Here is a 15,929-nt window from a genome sequence, read left to right on the forward strand (position 1 = left end):
GAAATCGGAGGAGAATGGCCTGCTTGGGAAGCCAATGGTAAGAAAGTTCACTGGTCCTTGGGCAATGGACACTGGGTATATGACATCGACAGAGCTGAGTTTATCGAAGATTCTGTGAAGACAGCCAAAAAAGCGAAGAAACTAGCCGAAGCAGATTCCGTGGCAGCCTTGAAAGCATTGGGACCTGAAGCAGTAAAAGCAGCTGATTCGGTAGCCAAAGCCAAAAAAGAGGCCTTGGCAGAATTGTTAAAGAATGACAAAGAAAAAGCCAAAGCAGATAGTATTTACAAAGCCGAGCAAAAAGAAAAAGAAACCTATAAACCGGTAGAAAAGCAGGTTTCTGTGTATTACCAAAAAGACATTCCAAAAGGAACCGTATTACTGAGCAATGCTCGAATCGTCACCATGAAAGGGGATGAAATTATTGAGCAGGGAGATATTCTGATCGAAAATAACCGCATCAAAGCCGTGGGTGCTTCAGGTACTTTGGATGCTGGCAATGCCGAAGTCATGGATCTGTCTGGAAAAACCATTACCCCAGGATTTATCGATACCCATGCACATATGTGGCCTACTTGGGGATTGCATAAAAACTCGGTGTGGATCTATGCAGCCAACTTGGCCTATGGAGTGACCACCACCCGAGATCCACAAACAGCTACTACCGACGTATTGACTTATGGAGATATGGTGGAAGCTGGAATGGTGCCAGGACCTAGAGTGTACAGCACTGGACCAGGCGTGGGCTATTGGATGTATAATCTGAAGTCTTTGGACCAAACCAAAAATGTACTGAAGCAATACAGCAAGTACTACAATACCCAATACATCAAGATGTATCTGGTGGGCAACCGTCAGCATAGGCAGTGGGTAATCATGGCTGCCAAAGAGCAGAAACTAATGCCTACTACTGAAGGCGGCTTGGATTTCAAACTGAACATGACCCAACTGATCGATGGCTATCCGGGACATGAGCATTCTATTCCTATTCATCCACTGTATCAGGATGTGACCAAAACCATTGCAGAAAGCAAGATGGCCGTAACTCCTACCCTTTTGGTGGCTTATGGTGGACCTTGGGCAGAAAATTATTACTACACTACAGAAAGTCCGCTTCATGATCCGAAGCTGAACCGCTTCACGCCCTATGAAGAACTAAATGCCAAGGCAAGAAGAAGAGCCGGCGGATTAGGTGGCTGGTTTGCTCCAGAAGACCATGTATTTATGAAGCATGCAGAAGGCATCAAGTCCATCTTCGAGCAAGGTGGATTAGCGGGTGTAGGTTCCCATGGTCAGCTGCAAGGCTTGGGTTACCACTGGGAACTTTGGTCCGTAGCCAGTGGAGGCATGGAAGCCCATGATGCGCTGAAAGTAGCAACCATCTCCGGCGCGGAAGCTTTGGGATTGGACAAAGAACTGGGAAGTATCGAAGTAGGCAAACTGGCGGACTTGGTGATTATGGACAGCAATCCTTTGGAGAATATCCGAAATACCAATACCATATCCCATGTGGTGAAAAACGGAAGAATCTACGATGGCAATACCTTGGATGAGGTCTATCCTACGCCAAGAAAGATGGATGTAAGTCCTTGGACCAAAGTTGCTCCAGTTCCAAATACCAGTTTGAAGTAAGAAACTCTTAAACGAATAGAAATCCCTCAGAGCGATCTGGGGGATTTTTTTGAAATTCGAACAAATAGGAATATTCGACAACAAACGTTTACAAACGACTACAAACGTTTATCAACCGGTTAATTTGAATTGATTCAATTAGAATGCTTTTCAAAAAGAAATGGAAACAAATCAATCAATTATCATTTATCGACCATTACCCAAAGCAGGTAGAATTAAGGTGTATATACCGTTCCAACTAAAAAACGAAAGAGAAAAATTCAAAAAGCTAAATACCAGCTTTTACCATCCTACACAGAAACTTTGGAGTATAGTCCATACCGAAGAGAATTGGAATTTACTTCAGGAAATCTATCAGGGGAAGGTGAACATCCAAGAGTCGGCAAAAAGAACTGTAATTCCATCAAAAAAGCTAAATAAAACTTCTGAAGCCATTTTACTTGCATTAAGGCAAAAGCTGATTCTGAAGGCATTTAGTCCATCTACAGTAAATGGTTATTGTTCAGCATTGAAACCCTTTCTATCATTTTTTGAATCCAGAGAATTAAAGGATTTAAGTAAAGAAGAAATTGAATCTTTTGTGTACCATCAAATAAGTAAATACAAAATTTCGGAAAGTGCCCAAAATACCTTAATCAATGCAATCAAGGCTTATTACGAACATGTATTAGGTAGAGAACGGACTGTTTATGAGATACAAAGGCCTAAAAAAAGTGTTACCCTTCCCAATATCTTAAGTCAAGAAGAAATAAAAAGTATTTTGCAGAGTGTAGAAAACCTGAAACACCGGACCGTGCTGATGCTGATTTATAGTGCTGGTTTAAGGATCAGTGAAGCCATCAAGCTTAGAGTCAGGGACATTCATTCAGATGAAGGGTATATTTTTATCAAAGGGGCAAAAGGCAAAAAAGATAGAAAATCGGTATTGTCTCCAGTTTTACTGACGTTATTGAGACAATACTATCTAGCTTACAAACCTTCCTATTGGTTATTTGAAGGTCAGGAGGGAGGTCAATATTCCGCGACAAGCATTCAAGCTGTATTCCGAAGGGCTGTAGAAAAAAGCAATTCAAACCCTTGGGCAACAGTACATACTTTAAGACATAGTTTTGCCACTCATCTACTTCAGAAAGGAACAAATCTTCGCTATGTCCAAGCCTTGTTGGGGCATGAAAGTAGTAAGACTACTGAAGTATACACCCATGTGCTCTCCATTTCGAACAAAAATATACAGAGCCCACTAGATGGAATCGACGAAATTCTTAATTTGGTTTCCAAAACACCAAATACCCCTGTGGACAATGCGAATATATACGCAATAGACAAGTAGGACTAGGGTTTAGCGAGGTGTTGTGGTGCATTTAAAACAGACAAATGACAGATAAGATTGAAATTCAACTAAGCAAGACTAAAATTCTTCTTCTTCTAATCGGAGCGACCGTTTTTGTAGTTCTTGGAATCCTATTCATAATGAATCCAGAACAATTTGAAAGTACACGTTTCAGAAATTCTGAAATGATTAGAATAGCAGGAATTGCTTCAGTTGTTTTTTTGGACTTTGTCTTGTATTCATCGCAAGAAAGCTTTTTGATAAAAAAGTAGGACTGACCATTGACCAGGATGGAATAACAGATAACTCTAATGCAACAAGTGTAGGACTTATAGAATGGGGTGATATTACTGACATTGGGACTGTTCAGGTTGCTTCAACAAAAATTCTAATGCTTGAAACTGACAAACCTGACAAATACATTGAACAAGCAAAAAACGGAATTTCTAAAAGGGCAATGAAAGCAAATCATAAAATGTACGGCTCGCCATTGTCGATAATTTCAAACTCACTGAAAATAAAATATGACGACTTGGAGAAATTGATTAGAGAAGAATTTGAGAAGAGAAAAAAGAAAAAACGACACCACATCGAGTAGACGGCCTCGCCAACCATTAAGCTAGCAAGGTGCGCCTCACACCACCGTACGTACGGGTCTCGTATACGGCGGTTCACTGGGTTGTAGGTTGCGTTTTGAGGTAATAGGAAAGCATAGATTCGTAGCCTTTTCTTCTAAGTGGCAGGAGTGATTGTTGTAATCAATATCGGACTCTAAGCTACTGCCCATCCTCCTTTTCTGGTCCTGCTCCATGAGTAAGCATGATCTTGATCTACTCCCAATCTGATTAGGTTTTTACGTTTCCGCTCAGGCTTCTTCCAATCATGCCAGATGCAATATCGGAGACGGTTTCTTAACCACTCATCAAGTGATTTCAGTTTGGTTGCATACTGGCGAGACGATAATTGTTCACCCATCCGCGCCAGACTTCAGCCAGCTTTTCAACCGTTCCTCCAAGCCGTATGGTTTTGTTTTCTTGGTGAGCTGCTTGAGCTTTCGTTTGAGTGATTCCCAACTATTCTTTTTCGCTACCAACTGGTATTTTCCTTTCACCCTTTCTGGTATGTCGGAACAAATGCATGTCCCAACATTTCGAAGTTAGAGGGTCTGCGGATGCCACTTTTCTCTTTGTTAATGGGTAGTTTAAGCTTGCTCTTTAGAAAAAGATAAATCTCGTTACCCACTTTTCTAGCCTCTCTCTTGATTTGGTGTAGATGCTGAAGTCATCAGCATATCTGACATACTTAAGGTTTCTTCTTCTCCAGTTCCTTGTCCAATAAATCCAGAAGGATGTTGGACAAAGCGGGCTGATAGAGATCCCTGTGGTACACCTTTCTACGCCTGTGCAGTTTTCCGTTGATCTGGATGGGTGCACGTAGCCACTTTCTGATGAGACGGAGAGTTGTCGGACATTTTACCCGTTGGTAGATCAATTGGAGTAGCGTCGAGTGGTCAACCTCATCAAAGAACCCCTTCAGATCAATATCCACGATGTCCTGATAGCCATCATTGATGTTTATCAGGGCTTGTCTTACCGCCTTATGGATACCCTTTTTCAGGGCGGAACCCATAGCTGTGTTCCTCGAACGTGAGTTCGTATTTGGTCATCAGCACTTGGCTTACTGCTTGTTGAAGCCACCTGTCTACTACTGTGGGAACACCTAATAATCTGGTCTTTCCGTTACTCTTGGGGATTTCTACCCCTTTGATAGGTTTCGGTACATACGCATGGTCTGTAAAATGGATGTGGCAATCCCGCCCCTGTTGCCTTCCAAGTAGGAAAGTAGTTCAGTCACATTCATGTTGTCCACACTCTGCCGAACCTTGTTCTGCACCACCTGTCGGTAGGCTTTATAAAGTTGTCTTACGGTTGAGTACTTTTTCTATCATCATTTACTTGATAACCCTGTCCGCTTAAGATAAGGCTATACCAAAACAGTACTCCCCATCGAATTTGGACGTAATCCAATGTTCAGTCCTTCACTACTTTTGTGAGACCTCCATATAAGTCTTATGGCTCGTTCCTCATAGCTACTATGACTTCTGCTGACTCTCTTAGATGTTCACGACAGCCAGAGATCTCCCCTGCAAGAGCATATTCCTTCCCTCAATATCCACTGGATCTACCATCTAAGCACATGTTGGTTAACTAACTCCCGGACGTCAGTATGATGTGCTACCTCATCCGACTTAAATAGCCTCCGTATCCAGTTCCTGTTCGTTGGAACCAAGGTTTGCAGTCTCGCTTCCTTCAGTGAATGTCTCACGACAAACCACCTTGCGACTTGCTAATGCTTCGGGGCGTTACCCCTGCGCACATAAGGGACTTTCACCTCTGAATAATTTGATATCTTCGATATCTGATGCCCATGCTGGGCACACACAATTACCTTGGAATACAGCGGGTGGTTTCAAGTAAATAGAAATATTCGTACGTGTAATAAGTTAGGAATAGGCTGAATAGGGATGGACTCTGAATGCCCGCCGTTTCCAAGCCAAACCGTTGCCAGCCATAAACAGATGAAGATTACAATAAATATTCTGATTGCTTTAACCCTTTTAGGGTGTTCAAGAAATACTGAAGGATTAAAGGGTGATTTTGTGGCAATTAATGATTTAATCGGAGATGGATATGCAACAATTGATATTGAAGATTCAATAGTGCTGTTGAACAAATATTCAGTTTTCTATGATGAAAGAGATACTATAATAATTGATCCAAAAAGAAAGACATTTATAAGATCGAACCGAAATTTATTTCCAATCTATGATTTTAAAGCTCTCAAAGACACAGTTTATATTTCTTATAGTTATGATGCGGGAGAAGAAACTATAAAATTTATTCGAAGGGAAATTTCTCCTATGTTCAAGTATTTCGCTGAAAGTTCTATTGATATTCAGTTAATGACTTATAACAATGAAACAGTCGTATTAATTGAACAAAATAAAGTGCTAAATCTAATTATTGGGAGATTAAAAGATGGGATAGATTGGCCTAACGCACAACCCGACTCGATATTTATTGAATTCGAAAGATATGATTATTTAGGAAACAAGGAATTGTCTGAACTAATCGGGCATACTGAACAAGTGCAAGATCAGGTTCTGTGTTTGCATTTTGACAAACGGGTGCCTACAGAAGTGATGATTTCCATTCGAAATAAGATTAAAAATACAGTATCAGCCAGCAAAGTTGTTGAATCCAGAATCACCGAAACAGGATTAGTTTATATAAAATAATTAAGGCTGGCAATCAGTGAACGGCCGTGAGCCATAAGCCCACGGTGCGCCTCTCACACCACCGTACGTACGGGTCTCGTATACGGCGGTTCATTGAATCTCGGGCTTTGATTTTGAGTAATAGTCCAGCATACTTACACTTAGCCCTTTCTTTTCAGTCTGGAAAGTGTAATCGTTGTTACCAGTATGGGACTCTGAGCTACAGCCCATCCTCCTTTTCTGGTTCTACTCCATGCGTAGGCATGGTCTTGATCCACTCCCAGTCGAGTAGGTTTTTGCGTTTCCTTTCAGGCTTTCCAGTCATGCCAAATGCAATATCTAGGTCTGTTCCTCAGCCACTCGTCGAGTTGTTTGAGCTTGGCCTGAATACTGGCCAGTCGAGTAATTGTTTACCCAGCCCATCCATACCTCTCTGAGTTTTGAAGTCGCTCTTCAAAGCTGTATGGTAGGTTTTCTTGGTTATTCTTGGAGGCTTTACTTCAGGTTTTCCCAGCTTTGCTTCTTCACTACCAGTTGGTATTTACCCTTTTCCCCCTTTTTGTAGGTTGGCACGAAGCCATGACCTAGCAGCTCAAAGTCAGAGGGTCTTCGGATTCCATTTTTCTCCCTGTTGATAGGCAAGTCCAGTCTGTTCTTCAGGAACATATAGACTTCATTTCCTACTTTTTGGGCAGCTGATTTTGACTGAGTATAGATACTAAAGTCATCGGCATAGCGGACAAATTTCAACCCTTTACTTTTGAGATACTTGTCCAGTTCGTCCAATAATATATTGGATAGAGAGGACTAAGGGGACTTCCCTGTGGCATACCCTTTCGGCGTTTGTGCAGTTTTCCGTTGATCTGGATTGGTGCTCTCAGCCATTTTCGGATCAGCCACAAAGTTGTGGGACATTTCCTTACCTGTTGTAGATTAACTGAAGCAACTTGTAGTGTTGTACTTCATCAAAAGAACCTTTCAGATCAATGTCAACAATATCCTGATAGCCATCATTGATGTTTTTCAGTGTGTGTTACTGCTCCGTGAAGGTTCTTTCCAGGTCGAAAACCGTGGCTCTCCTCTTCGAAAGTTAATTCGAATCGGGTGGCTATTGCTGGCTAACTGCCTGTTGAAGCCATCTATCCACTACGCATGGGACTCCGAGTAATCTGGTTTTTCCGTTACTCTTTGGGATTTCAACCCCTCTGATAGCTTTAGGTACATGCCCTCCTTTTCAGGATGTCGGTTAATACAGCTGTCTTGCCTTGGTCGATAAACGACTTCAATTCGGTCACCTGCATACCGTCCACTCCCGATAGGCCTTTATTACCCACTACTTGACGGTAGGCTTTATAAAGGTTTTGGATTGAAGTGCTTTTTCTATCATTACTTTGTTCTCCTTGTCCGCTTAAGAATAGGCTATCTCGCATGTGCGGATTCCTATCCGAATTAGGACGCGATTCAATGTTCCGTCCTTCATTATCCAGTGAGACCTCTGCAGTATTTACAGCTCGTTTCCGATAACTACTATGACCTCGGCTGACTTCTCTTGGACGTTCCAGACGTCTAGAGACCTCCCTCGGTAAGGTGAACTCATCATGGTACTATCGCTGCTCTATCCTACTATTTTGGCTTATCTCTGTTTCCAGAGCTTTGGACTTCGGCATGATGTGCTACCTCATCCATCACATAGCCTCAGTATAGAGTTCCTGTTCGTCAGTACAGACACCGCAGTCTGGCTTACTTCAGTGTATACCTCGCGGTAAACCACCTTGCCACTTGCTTGGCTTCGGGTAACGACTCCCGCGCTTAAGGGACTTTCACCCGTTGGAACGACCATCTTTTTGGTCTATATTCACCATTCAAGGCACACATCAACTATACTGCATACCCTTCGGGATACGCAGAATAGCCAAACCATTGTATGCCATTTAAACACAAGAAAATGAGAAAAATTATAATTGGATTTTTATTGATTTTTACAATAAGCTATTCGTATAGCCAAGAATGGAATGAAGATTTTGGGGCACCTGTAGTTGTTTTAGTGGAAACCAATCCTTGGCTAATGGTTATAGGTTCGGACGTTCCAACAATAGCCATTTACGAAAGTGGTAATATTGTTTATAAAAGAATAGAAAAAAGAAAATGAATTATTATTCAGTAAAATTAGATTCAACTCAAACTCAAGATTTAATCTATAGTTTGGGAATAACTGATAGTCTTGTAAATATGAAAGAATATATCGAAGCTGCATATTCTACTGACCAACCAACAAATGAATTAATTTTAAATTTTAATGAACCCATAGTAAAACAAGTTTATGGAAATTTAAGAGACGACAAAGTGGTAAGAGAAAAAACGCCAAAAGAATTTTTAACTGTCTACGATAATCTCATAAAATATAAAAACAAAAAAGAGAAAGAATGGATTCCAGATAGTATTGAAATTATGTTAACCGATTATAGTCATTCGCCAGAAAAACCAAAAGAATGGCCAGAAAATTGGCCTAATTTGGAAAGTGAATTGACGGTTAAAAGAAGTGAATCCTTATATAGTCTATACTTACCAAAAGAACACTTTGAGGAATTCAAAGCACTTATATCAAACTTGAAGGAAAAACAAGCTATTGAAATAAATGGAAAGAAATTTTCGGTTTCATATCGTCTACCTTTTCCGAATTTAAGATAAAAAACGGCATAAACAACTAGGTTTTTCGTCGCGTGCGTAGCACGAACGATAAAACCGATGTTGCACGGAACCGGTGAGGTTCCTTATGGGGATTGAGCTGAGATTTTTGAAGAAAACGAGGTGTCCAATTAGTTTAAAAAGTAATACCAGTCAGAAGATTCGGTATCGATTTAAAGAAAAATCTTTGTTTTTAGCCTTTCCATTCCCTTTTGGAAGGCTTTTTATTGCATGGGCATAGCTTCGCCAGCCCGATCAAAATCAGGAATTAAAATTGGGTTGTGACAGCAGAAAAGACGGCCTTGATGGGCCACGCCTGGGTAGGCGTGTTGAATGCTTACCATGCTTTCCTTCTGGCAGCAGTGGCAGTATCATCGTGGGTTATAGGTTTCAAGAATGCGGGCTCCTTTTCTGGAATCGGAATTCCAAGTTCCCGATGAATAAGCGGAATGATGAGCTGTTAGCCGAGCTGCTGATATTCAGCGGCGGATCCGAACCGCCCTTTGGGTAAAATATGCATGGAAAACCTTCTGATAAACTCCAGATTATCCAGAGTCATTTCCAGCTTCTGAGCGCCTCGACGATAATCCTTGTAACTGAATGAAGTGCGCTTTTGGTCAATGTCCAGTATACGATGGTTGGAGATGGCGACCTTGTGGGTGTATCTACCTAGATATTCCAGCACTGCCTTGGGATGTCCGAACGGCCGTTTGGCATATACCACCCATTCTTTTTGGAACAAAGCATTGGATCAAGTCCCTTATCGGGATTGATTCTGGATTTTAGAGCTTTTACATACTTCGGCTCTGAATACTTTGTCATAGCCGCCATCACCGGAAACAGGTACTTGCCTTTGCTTTTGGCTGTTTTCCACTTTTGGTATTTTGTCAATCCACCTCCCGGCACGATGCAGTGCAGATGGGGGTGAAGGTTGAGTGTCTGTCCCCAGGTGTGTAGGATGGCGATCATTCCAGGCTTTGCGCCCAGATGCTTTGGGTCTCTAAGAAATATTCTACCGTCTGCCAAGACGTTTTCAAACAGGCTGTCATAGACAAAGCCGGGCTGGTGCAATGCCAGTTGATTTAAGGTGTCCCGCAAAGTGAATACCACATGAAAATAGGTACTGGAAGCAACCCGGCTTCGCGCTTTCTGCGATCCAATCCTCCCTGTTTTTGCCCTGGCACCGGGGCAATGTCTGTTTCGACAACTGTTATAACTGATACGTATCGAGCCACAGTCTGTACAGGCATCCAATACGTCCACCCAGATCAGCAGTACGGCAGCGTTTCAGCGCCGATAAGGTCCGCAACTGCCAGCTATTGATATGTGGGTGCTTTTCACCTCTGCCCAGTGTTGCTTGAGCACATGGGCCACTTCAAAGCGTGCATTCACTTTCTGGACAGGTACAGCCTGTCGAGCGGACTAAAGGCACGGCATTTTTCTGGTCTGGGCGACATGCAGGATCATCGTGTCGATGCATTCATGCCCCAGCAGATCTTTAATGGTCAGAATGTCCAGACCCTCTTCCAGCAGGTGTATACGGTGCCGCAACGTGTGGACGTTCATCGGCTTATGATGTCTCGCTTTCTTTTTGGCTTCATTCACCGCCCACTGCACCCCTCGGGAGTAACGTCCGTCAAAGTCTCCTCCGGCACGACCGATGATCTGTTCCCCTTTTGCTATTGAACAGCCACTCAAGGGGCTGTTCGGCTTTGTGGGGTAAGTCTTAATGCCACGGATCAATAAATCAGACAGCGGAACATAGCGGTCTTTCTTTTCCCTTGCCATCCTTTACATGAAGCATCTTTCTGTCAAAATCCAGATCGGCAATCTTCAGGTTCCTGACCTCAAAACAGCCAGGTGTCCACAGCCGTAAAGCAGGGCTATCAGAACGCGGTGTTTTAGAAGTTTGGGAGCTTTAAGAAGTCTGGCAGGACTTCTTCCCTACTCAGTACAATGGGAAGTCTTTTACTCCGCTTAATGGCCGGAAGCTCGATCCGCTTATCCTTCATCCCCTCAATGCGGTAGGCAAACCGAAGAGCATAAACTGTAAACTTGAAATAAGCTTCAGAAGGGGTGTTGTAGGCTCCGCTTGACCAGATGCAGGTAATCGTTGATCTCCGCTTCAGTCCACTTGAGTGGGTAATTCGTTGAAGTGGATGGCCAGTTTCGGCCATGTGATGTCCGGTGGCAGCTTGAGAGGGTACTTTTGCTTTTGCCGGCAACGACAACTTTCTGCTCAAACTTGGCTAATAATTCAGCAAATCCAGCTATCTTGGAACAGGCAGCCTGGAGGATGGTTTCCTTTTTTTCATGATTAATAAGAGTTAATGAATGATCTAAAAAGATACCGCTTCTTGGTTGTCTTGAAACTACCGAAGGTTTAGTGCAATCGAGTAGACGGCCGTGAGCCATAAGCCCACGGTGTGCGCCTACACCACCGTACGTACGGGTCTCGTATACGGCGGTTCATTGAATCTCGGGCTTTGATTTTGAGTAATAGTCCAGCATACTTACATAGCCCTTTCTTTTCAGTCTGAAAGTGTAATCGTTGTTACCAGTATGGGACTCTGAGCTACAGCCCATCCTCCTTTTCTGTTCTACTCCATGCGTAGGCATGGTCTTGATCCACTCCCAGTCTAATTAGGTTTTTGCGTTTTCGCTCAGGCTTTTTCCAGTCATGCCAAATGCAATATCTGAGTCTGTCCTTCAGCCACTCGTCGAGTTGTTTGAGCTTGGCCTGAATACTGGCCAGTCGATAATTGTTTACCCAGCCCATCCATACCTCTCTGAGTTTTTGAAGTCGCTCTTCAAAGCTGTATGGTAAGGTTTTGGTTATTCCTTTGAGCTTACGCTTCAGGTTTTCCTTTAGCTTTGCTTCTTCACTACCAGTTGGTATTTACCCTTTTCCCCTTTTTGTAGGTTGCACGAAGGCGATCTAGCAGCGCTCAAAGTCAGAGGGTCTTCGGATTCCGCTTTTCTCCCTGTTGCCATAAAACCAGTCTGTCTTTCAGAACATATAGACTTCATTTCCTACTTTTTGGGCAGCTGATTTTGACTGAGCATAGATACTAAAGTCATCGGCATAGCGGACAAATTTCAACCCTTTACTTTTGAGATACTTGTCCAGTTCTGTCCAATAATATATTGGATAGAAGAGGACTAAGGGACTTCCCTGTGGCATACCTCTTTCGGCGTTTGTGCAGTTTTCCGTTGATCTGGATTGGTGCTTCAGCCATTTTCGGATCAGCCACAAAGTTGTGGGACATTTCACCCTGTTGTAGATTAACTGAAGCAACTTGTAGTGTTGTACTTCATCAAAGAAACCTTTCAGGATCAATGTCAACAATATCCTGATAGCCATCATTGCTGTTTTTCAGTGCTTGTGTTGACGTTCGTGAAGGTCTTTTCCAGGTCGAAAACCGTGCCTCCTCTTCGAAAAGTTAATTCGAATCGGGGTGGCTAATTGCTGGCTAACGCCTGTTGAAGCCATCTATCCACTACGGCTGACCTGAGTAATCTGGTTTTTCCTCGGGTTAACTTGGGATTTCCCCAACCCCGATAGCTTTAGGTACGTACCTCTTTCAGGATGTCGGTTACCCAGCTGTCTTGCCTTGGTCGATAAACGACTTCAATTCGGTCACCTGCATACCGTCCACTCCCGATGAGCCTTTATTACCCACTACTTGACGGTAGGCTTTATAAAGGTTTTTGGATTGAAGTACTTTTTCTATCATTACTTTGTTCTCTTGTCCGCTTAAGAATAGGCTATCTCGCATGTGCGGGATTCCTATCCGAATTAGGGACGCGATTCAATGTTCAGTCCTTCATTATCCAGTGAGACCTCTGCAGTATTTACAGCTCGTTTCCGATAACTACTATGACCCGGCTGACTTCTCTTGGACGTTCCAGACGTCTAGAGACCTCCCTCGGTAAGGTGAATATCCTTTGTGCCTATCGCTGCTCTATCTACTATTTTGGCTTATCTCTGTTTCCAGAGCTTTGGACTTCGGCATGATGTGCTACCTCATCCATCCTCATAGCCCAGTATAAAGCTCCTGTTCGTCAGTAATAATAATCGCAGTCTGGCTTACTTCAGTGTATACCTCGCGGTAAAACCACCTTGCCACTTGCTTGGCTTCGGGTAACGACTCCCGCGCTTAAGGGATTCCTCAATTCGTTGAATCGACCATCTTTTGGTCTATATTCACCATTCAAGGCACACATGTATAACCGCAATTACGGCGGATTCGACTACGTCCGAATCCACTCGGAATTGCTAACGTCAGTGCTAAACCAAAAATAAACGCATATTAACCCGTAACTGACGGTTATACGAGACCGTTAGCAAATATTAAAAACAGCTTTATAAAGATGAAATATATAATTTCATTAATGCTAAGTATGATTTCCGTAACTTGTTTTTGTCAGGATACTAAATTCACAGGATATGGAATTGCGGATGTAAATCAAGATAGCATTATCAATTTAAAAACTATTGGATATTCTGACAAGCAGCATAAAATCCCCTACTCAAAAGAGACCGTACAGCCGATTGGCTCAGTAAGTAAAACATTAATCGGAATCTCACTAATGATTGCCAAAGAAAAGGGTCTAATCAATTTGGATGAAGATATCAATAATTATCTGGACTTTAACATTACAAACCCTCATTTAAAAGGAGCTAACGTTATTACACTAAGGCATCTTGCAACTCATACCTCTGGAATTATTGATAACGAAAAAATCTATGAAGAATCATACTGCTTTGATACAATACCTAATACCTCGCTCAAAGATTATTTAAAAAAACATTTAAGTTCTGACGATAACAAACATTTAAAAAGAGTTATTACAAATCAAAAGCAGGAGAAAGATATTCATATTCCAATGTAGGTTCTGCACTGGCTGCTTTTATTATCGAAAAAGTTAGTGGACAATCATACTCTGATTTTACAAAAGAGAATATTCTAGAACCTTTAGGTATGTTAAATTCTGGTTGGTTTTACAGTGACATTGATTATCATGCCGTTCTATATGACGAAAAAGACAATAGTTTAAAACCTTATACCCTAATTACCTATCCAGATGGTGGATTTAAAACAACGATAACTGACCTTTCCAAATATCTAATTCAAATCATAAAGGGATATAATGGGAATTCCAGCTTACTAACGAAAGAGTCTTGGAGCGAACTTTTTAGAAAGAATTTTAATACTGATGTTGAAAATATAGATGAAAAAGAGCCCAATACAGGCTTATTCATGGTTTACTTTAAATCGGGGAAAATAGGTCATACAGGTTCAGACCCTGGAGTGTCATGCATAATGATATTTGACCCAATATCTAATAGCGGCAAAATATTTATGGCAAATGAAGATATTACAAAAGAAAACCTCACAGAATTTAAAAAAATATGGGGAATTTAATAAAAAACATTTGCTAACAATGTATTCCATGAATAATCAAAAGTTCATTTCCTAGCATTTTTTCTTTGTTTGTGCTGTCTTTGACTTGATTGCCTGCTTTTGGACTGATTGTAAGAAGTCAAGAATGGAGAAAGCGGCTGCCTTGCGGGTGGATTGTCCACTCGCCTTGTCTACTTCTGTAGTATCAGTCCATACTGGCATCATCAAATACAAGCCATGCTTCCATTAGGAGTCTCTTACATATGAGCCCCAGTTTCCGTTAGTTTTAGGCAAGTGCTCCAGCCCCATACTATAATAGAATTCAGACTTTTCGATTCACACAGTGTTGAGAGGTCTGGAGCTTTTTGAAGGGCTTGTTCCGATGGTCTCTGCCAGGGACTAAGTTGAATATCCTACCTGTAAGGTTCACCAGTTTTTAGGACATGATATATTCTTGACAAGAGTTTTCTTGCTATGATTACTATGGCCCGTTTGCCGGTATGTCTTTGCAATAGTTCCTCGTATCGACTCAGCATCACCGATCTCGTTGGACGGTGGTCCAGGCACATTTGATCAGTGAGCTTCTCAGTCCCTGATGATGGCGATAAGTCATGTATCCTTTTTCGTCTGATTCACCGCTGGAATGGACCATCGGTTTGAGCCCGATATAGCTATTGAAGTGTTTGAAATTCCTGAAGCGATGGATATCCTCAATCTCAGTGAGTAACTGGACTGTTGTCAAGGGTCCTATTCGGAATCTGTCTCAGCAGCTTGGAGTTTGCCTTGTATTTTGCCTTTCGCTGAAGCGCACGGACAGAAATGGAGACCTTTAAAAAGTGTCGGTAGGTAAATTCAAATTGGTCGAGTAATAAATCCATTACCAGTCTGCTGCTATCCGAAGGGAGCTCTACGATGGCCAGCCAGTCCAGAAAGTCCTTTGTCCAATAAGGATTATCGTATTCTTAGGAGGTGTTTCAATGCCGTTTTGAAGGAGTTTGTCCTTGATCCTGTTTTTCACCCGACCAAGTCTGCCTGTGAGCCTTTGCGATATCGGAAGAGTTGTCGATCACCTTCTGTTTCCCTGAGTTGGAACGTGGATTCCTCTCAGCAGTCCTGCACGGAGAGCTTTGGCCATTTTACGACTGTCTACAGGATCAGTTTTTTCACTACTTTCTTTATTGGCTGTGGGAAGATCTGCTGGGTTGATCACCAGACATTGGTAACCAAAAGATTTTAGATCCCGATAGATCCAAAAACCAAACTTACAGGCTTCATAACAGCAGATGACCTGATATTTTGGAAAAACTTATCCAAGTAAGACTTCAAGGTTTGGGATCAGGTGTGCCTGACTGAAGGTTTTATGATGGCAATTGGCTGTAAAGATGCAAACGCTCCATTGTCGCTTGTGCACATCGATACCAATGAATAACTTAGGAGAAACTTCGGTGTCCATGATATATCTTTTTTGGTTCTGTCCCAAACGAACCAGATTATATCATGGGAACTATAAAAAATAGGCCAAACCGTGATAAATTCGCAGATTTTGGATTGCATCATACTTTGTGCTTAACCGAATGATTAGTGCTTAGCAATCGCC

At 42.1% G+C, this 15,929-nt stretch carries 24 protein-coding genes and 1 pseudogene; 9 read left to right on the plus strand and 16 right to left on the minus strand.

Annotation, left to right across the window (positions count from 1 at the left end):
- Positions 1–57 precede the first annotated feature (57 nt).
- The 3 genes from V8V91_RS14520 (at position 58) to V8V91_RS14530 (ending at position 3,560) form a co-directional block, all read left to right on the plus strand.
- Positions 58–1,632 carry an amidohydrolase family protein gene (locus V8V91_RS14520; protein WP_373395788.1) on the plus strand — a complete coding sequence of 525 codons (1,575 nt, stop codon included), beginning with the start codon at positions 58–60 and terminating at the stop codon, positions 1,630–1,632.
- Positions 1,633–1,792: 160 nt separating this feature from the next.
- The gene (locus tag V8V91_RS14525; RefSeq protein ID WP_373395790.1) at positions 1,793–2,962 is read left to right on the plus strand and encodes a tyrosine-type recombinase/integrase; all 1,170 of its coding nucleotides are present in this window, start codon (positions 1,793–1,795) and stop codon (positions 2,960–2,962) included.
- Between the two features lie 274 nt (positions 2,963–3,236).
- Positions 3,237–3,560, plus strand: a complete 324-nt coding sequence (locus V8V91_RS14530; RefSeq protein ID WP_373400696.1) for an STM3941 family protein — start codon at positions 3,237–3,239, stop codon at positions 3,558–3,560.
- Between the two features lie 173 nt (positions 3,561–3,733).
- Here the strand turns inward: V8V91_RS14530 and V8V91_RS14535 are convergent, their stop codons facing one another.
- The 3 genes from V8V91_RS14535 to V8V91_RS14545 form a co-directional block, all read right to left on the minus strand.
- On the minus strand, positions 3,734–3,937 hold the full coding sequence (locus V8V91_RS14535; RefSeq protein WP_373395792.1) for a hypothetical protein: 204 nt from the start codon (positions 3,935–3,937) through the stop codon (positions 3,734–3,736).
- A 327-nt stretch (positions 3,938–4,264) separates the two neighbouring features.
- Positions 4,265–4,591, minus strand: coding sequence for a reverse transcriptase domain-containing protein (locus V8V91_RS14540; protein ID WP_373395793.1), 327 nt, complete (start codon positions 4,589–4,591; stop codon positions 4,265–4,267).
- Positions 4,592–4,717: 126 nt separating this feature from the next.
- Positions 4,718–4,855 carry a hypothetical protein gene (locus V8V91_RS14545; RefSeq protein WP_373395795.1) on the minus strand — a complete coding sequence of 46 codons (138 nt, stop codon included), beginning with the start codon at positions 4,853–4,855 and terminating at the stop codon, positions 4,718–4,720.
- A 631-nt stretch (positions 4,856–5,486) separates the two neighbouring features.
- Here V8V91_RS14545 and V8V91_RS14550 point away from each other — a divergent pair.
- A complete protein-coding gene (locus V8V91_RS14550; RefSeq protein WP_373395797.1) occupies positions 5,487–6,260 on the plus strand; it encodes a hypothetical protein in 774 nt (257 codons plus the stop codon).
- Positions 6,261–6,734: 474 nt separating this feature from the next.
- On the opposite strand, the gene V8V91_RS14555 is transcribed toward V8V91_RS14550, so the two are convergent.
- A complete protein-coding gene (locus V8V91_RS14555; RefSeq protein WP_373395799.1) occupies positions 6,735–7,025 on the minus strand; it encodes a reverse transcriptase domain-containing protein in 291 nt (96 codons plus the stop codon).
- A gap of 169 nt (positions 7,026–7,194) precedes the next feature.
- Between V8V91_RS14555 and V8V91_RS14560 the strand changes: the two genes are divergently transcribed.
- The gene (locus tag V8V91_RS14560) at positions 7,195–7,407 is read left to right on the plus strand and encodes a hypothetical protein (RefSeq protein WP_373395801.1); all 213 of its coding nucleotides are present in this window, start codon (positions 7,195–7,197) and stop codon (positions 7,405–7,407) included.
- 46 nt (positions 7,408–7,453) lie between these two features.
- Here the strand turns inward: V8V91_RS14560 and V8V91_RS14565 are convergent, their stop codons facing one another.
- Complete coding sequence (locus V8V91_RS14565) at positions 7,454–7,669, minus strand: hypothetical protein (protein ID WP_373395802.1); 216 nt, start codon at positions 7,667–7,669, stop codon at positions 7,454–7,456.
- Positions 7,670–8,184: 515 nt separating this feature from the next.
- On the opposite strand from V8V91_RS14565, the gene V8V91_RS14570 reads away from it, so the two are divergent.
- A complete protein-coding gene (locus V8V91_RS14570) occupies positions 8,185–8,388 on the plus strand; it encodes a hypothetical protein (protein ID WP_373395804.1) in 204 nt (67 codons plus the stop codon).
- Complete coding sequence (locus tag V8V91_RS14575; protein ID WP_373395805.1) at positions 8,385–8,927, plus strand: hypothetical protein; 543 nt, start codon at positions 8,385–8,387, stop codon at positions 8,925–8,927. The genes V8V91_RS14570 and V8V91_RS14575 overlap by 4 nt, the downstream gene beginning before the upstream one ends.
- A gap of 457 nt (positions 8,928–9,384) precedes the next feature.
- Here V8V91_RS14575 and V8V91_RS14580 read toward each other — a convergent pair whose 3' ends face one another.
- The 8 genes and pseudogenes from V8V91_RS14580 to V8V91_RS14615 all read right to left on the minus strand — a co-directional run bounded on the left by V8V91_RS14580 (position 9,385) and on the right by V8V91_RS14615 (position 12,703).
- On the minus strand, positions 9,385–9,648 hold the full coding sequence (locus tag V8V91_RS14580) for a transposase (protein WP_373395806.1): 264 nt from the start codon (positions 9,646–9,648) through the stop codon (positions 9,385–9,387).
- Positions 9,594–9,995, minus strand: a complete 402-nt coding sequence (locus V8V91_RS14585; protein WP_373400698.1) for a transposase — start codon at positions 9,993–9,995, stop codon at positions 9,594–9,596. Before V8V91_RS14585 ends, V8V91_RS14580 begins: the two co-directional genes overlap by 55 nt.
- A gap of 36 nt (positions 9,996–10,031) precedes the next feature.
- Positions 10,032–10,187: pseudogene (locus V8V91_RS14590) on the minus strand (transposase zinc-binding domain-containing protein); the annotation flags it as partial.
- A gap of 159 nt (positions 10,188–10,346) precedes the next feature.
- Positions 10,347–10,712, minus strand: a complete 366-nt coding sequence (locus V8V91_RS14595) for a tyrosine-type recombinase/integrase (RefSeq protein WP_373395807.1) — start codon at positions 10,710–10,712, stop codon at positions 10,347–10,349.
- Between the two features lie 113 nt (positions 10,713–10,825).
- On the minus strand, positions 10,826–11,149 hold the full coding sequence (locus V8V91_RS14600) for a hypothetical protein (protein ID WP_373395808.1): 324 nt from the start codon (positions 11,147–11,149) through the stop codon (positions 10,826–10,828).
- A gap of 350 nt (positions 11,150–11,499) precedes the next feature.
- Positions 11,500–11,823, minus strand: coding sequence for a group II intron maturase-specific domain-containing protein (locus V8V91_RS14605; RefSeq protein WP_373400699.1), 324 nt, complete (start codon positions 11,821–11,823; stop codon positions 11,500–11,502).
- Positions 11,824–11,934: 111 nt separating this feature from the next.
- On the minus strand, positions 11,935–12,291 hold the full coding sequence (locus V8V91_RS14610) for a reverse transcriptase domain-containing protein (RefSeq protein WP_373395809.1): 357 nt from the start codon (positions 12,289–12,291) through the stop codon (positions 11,935–11,937).
- A 229-nt stretch (positions 12,292–12,520) separates the two neighbouring features.
- Positions 12,521–12,703, minus strand: coding sequence for a hypothetical protein (locus V8V91_RS14615; RefSeq protein WP_373395811.1), 183 nt, complete (start codon positions 12,701–12,703; stop codon positions 12,521–12,523).
- A gap of 625 nt (positions 12,704–13,328) precedes the next feature.
- Here V8V91_RS14615 and V8V91_RS14620 point away from each other — a divergent pair.
- Positions 13,329–13,820: a serine hydrolase domain-containing protein gene (locus tag V8V91_RS14620; protein ID WP_373395812.1), complete on the plus strand. Its 492-nt coding sequence runs from the start codon at positions 13,329–13,331 to the stop codon at positions 13,818–13,820.
- Positions 13,821–13,840: 20 nt separating this feature from the next.
- Positions 13,841–14,353: a serine hydrolase domain-containing protein gene (locus tag V8V91_RS14625; protein WP_373400700.1), complete on the plus strand. Its 513-nt coding sequence runs from the start codon at positions 13,841–13,843 to the stop codon at positions 14,351–14,353.
- Positions 14,354–14,867: 514 nt separating this feature from the next.
- On the opposite strand, the gene V8V91_RS14630 is transcribed toward V8V91_RS14625, so the two are convergent.
- From V8V91_RS14630 to V8V91_RS14640, 3 genes are all read right to left on the minus strand, one after another.
- A complete protein-coding gene (locus V8V91_RS14630; RefSeq protein WP_373395813.1) occupies positions 14,868–15,074 on the minus strand; it encodes an IS110 family transposase in 207 nt (68 codons plus the stop codon).
- A gap of 324 nt (positions 15,075–15,398) precedes the next feature.
- A complete protein-coding gene (locus tag V8V91_RS14635) occupies positions 15,399–15,542 on the minus strand; it encodes a hypothetical protein (RefSeq protein WP_373395814.1) in 144 nt (47 codons plus the stop codon).
- Positions 15,543–15,638: 96 nt separating this feature from the next.
- Positions 15,639–15,785 carry a hypothetical protein gene (locus V8V91_RS14640; protein ID WP_373395815.1) on the minus strand — a complete coding sequence of 49 codons (147 nt, stop codon included), beginning with the start codon at positions 15,783–15,785 and terminating at the stop codon, positions 15,639–15,641.
- Positions 15,786–15,929 lie beyond the last annotated feature (144 nt).

This window comes from Algoriphagus halophilus (assembly GCF_041729275.1).
Lineage (GTDB): Bacteria > Bacteroidota > Bacteroidia > Cytophagales > Cyclobacteriaceae > Algoriphagus > Algoriphagus halophilus_A.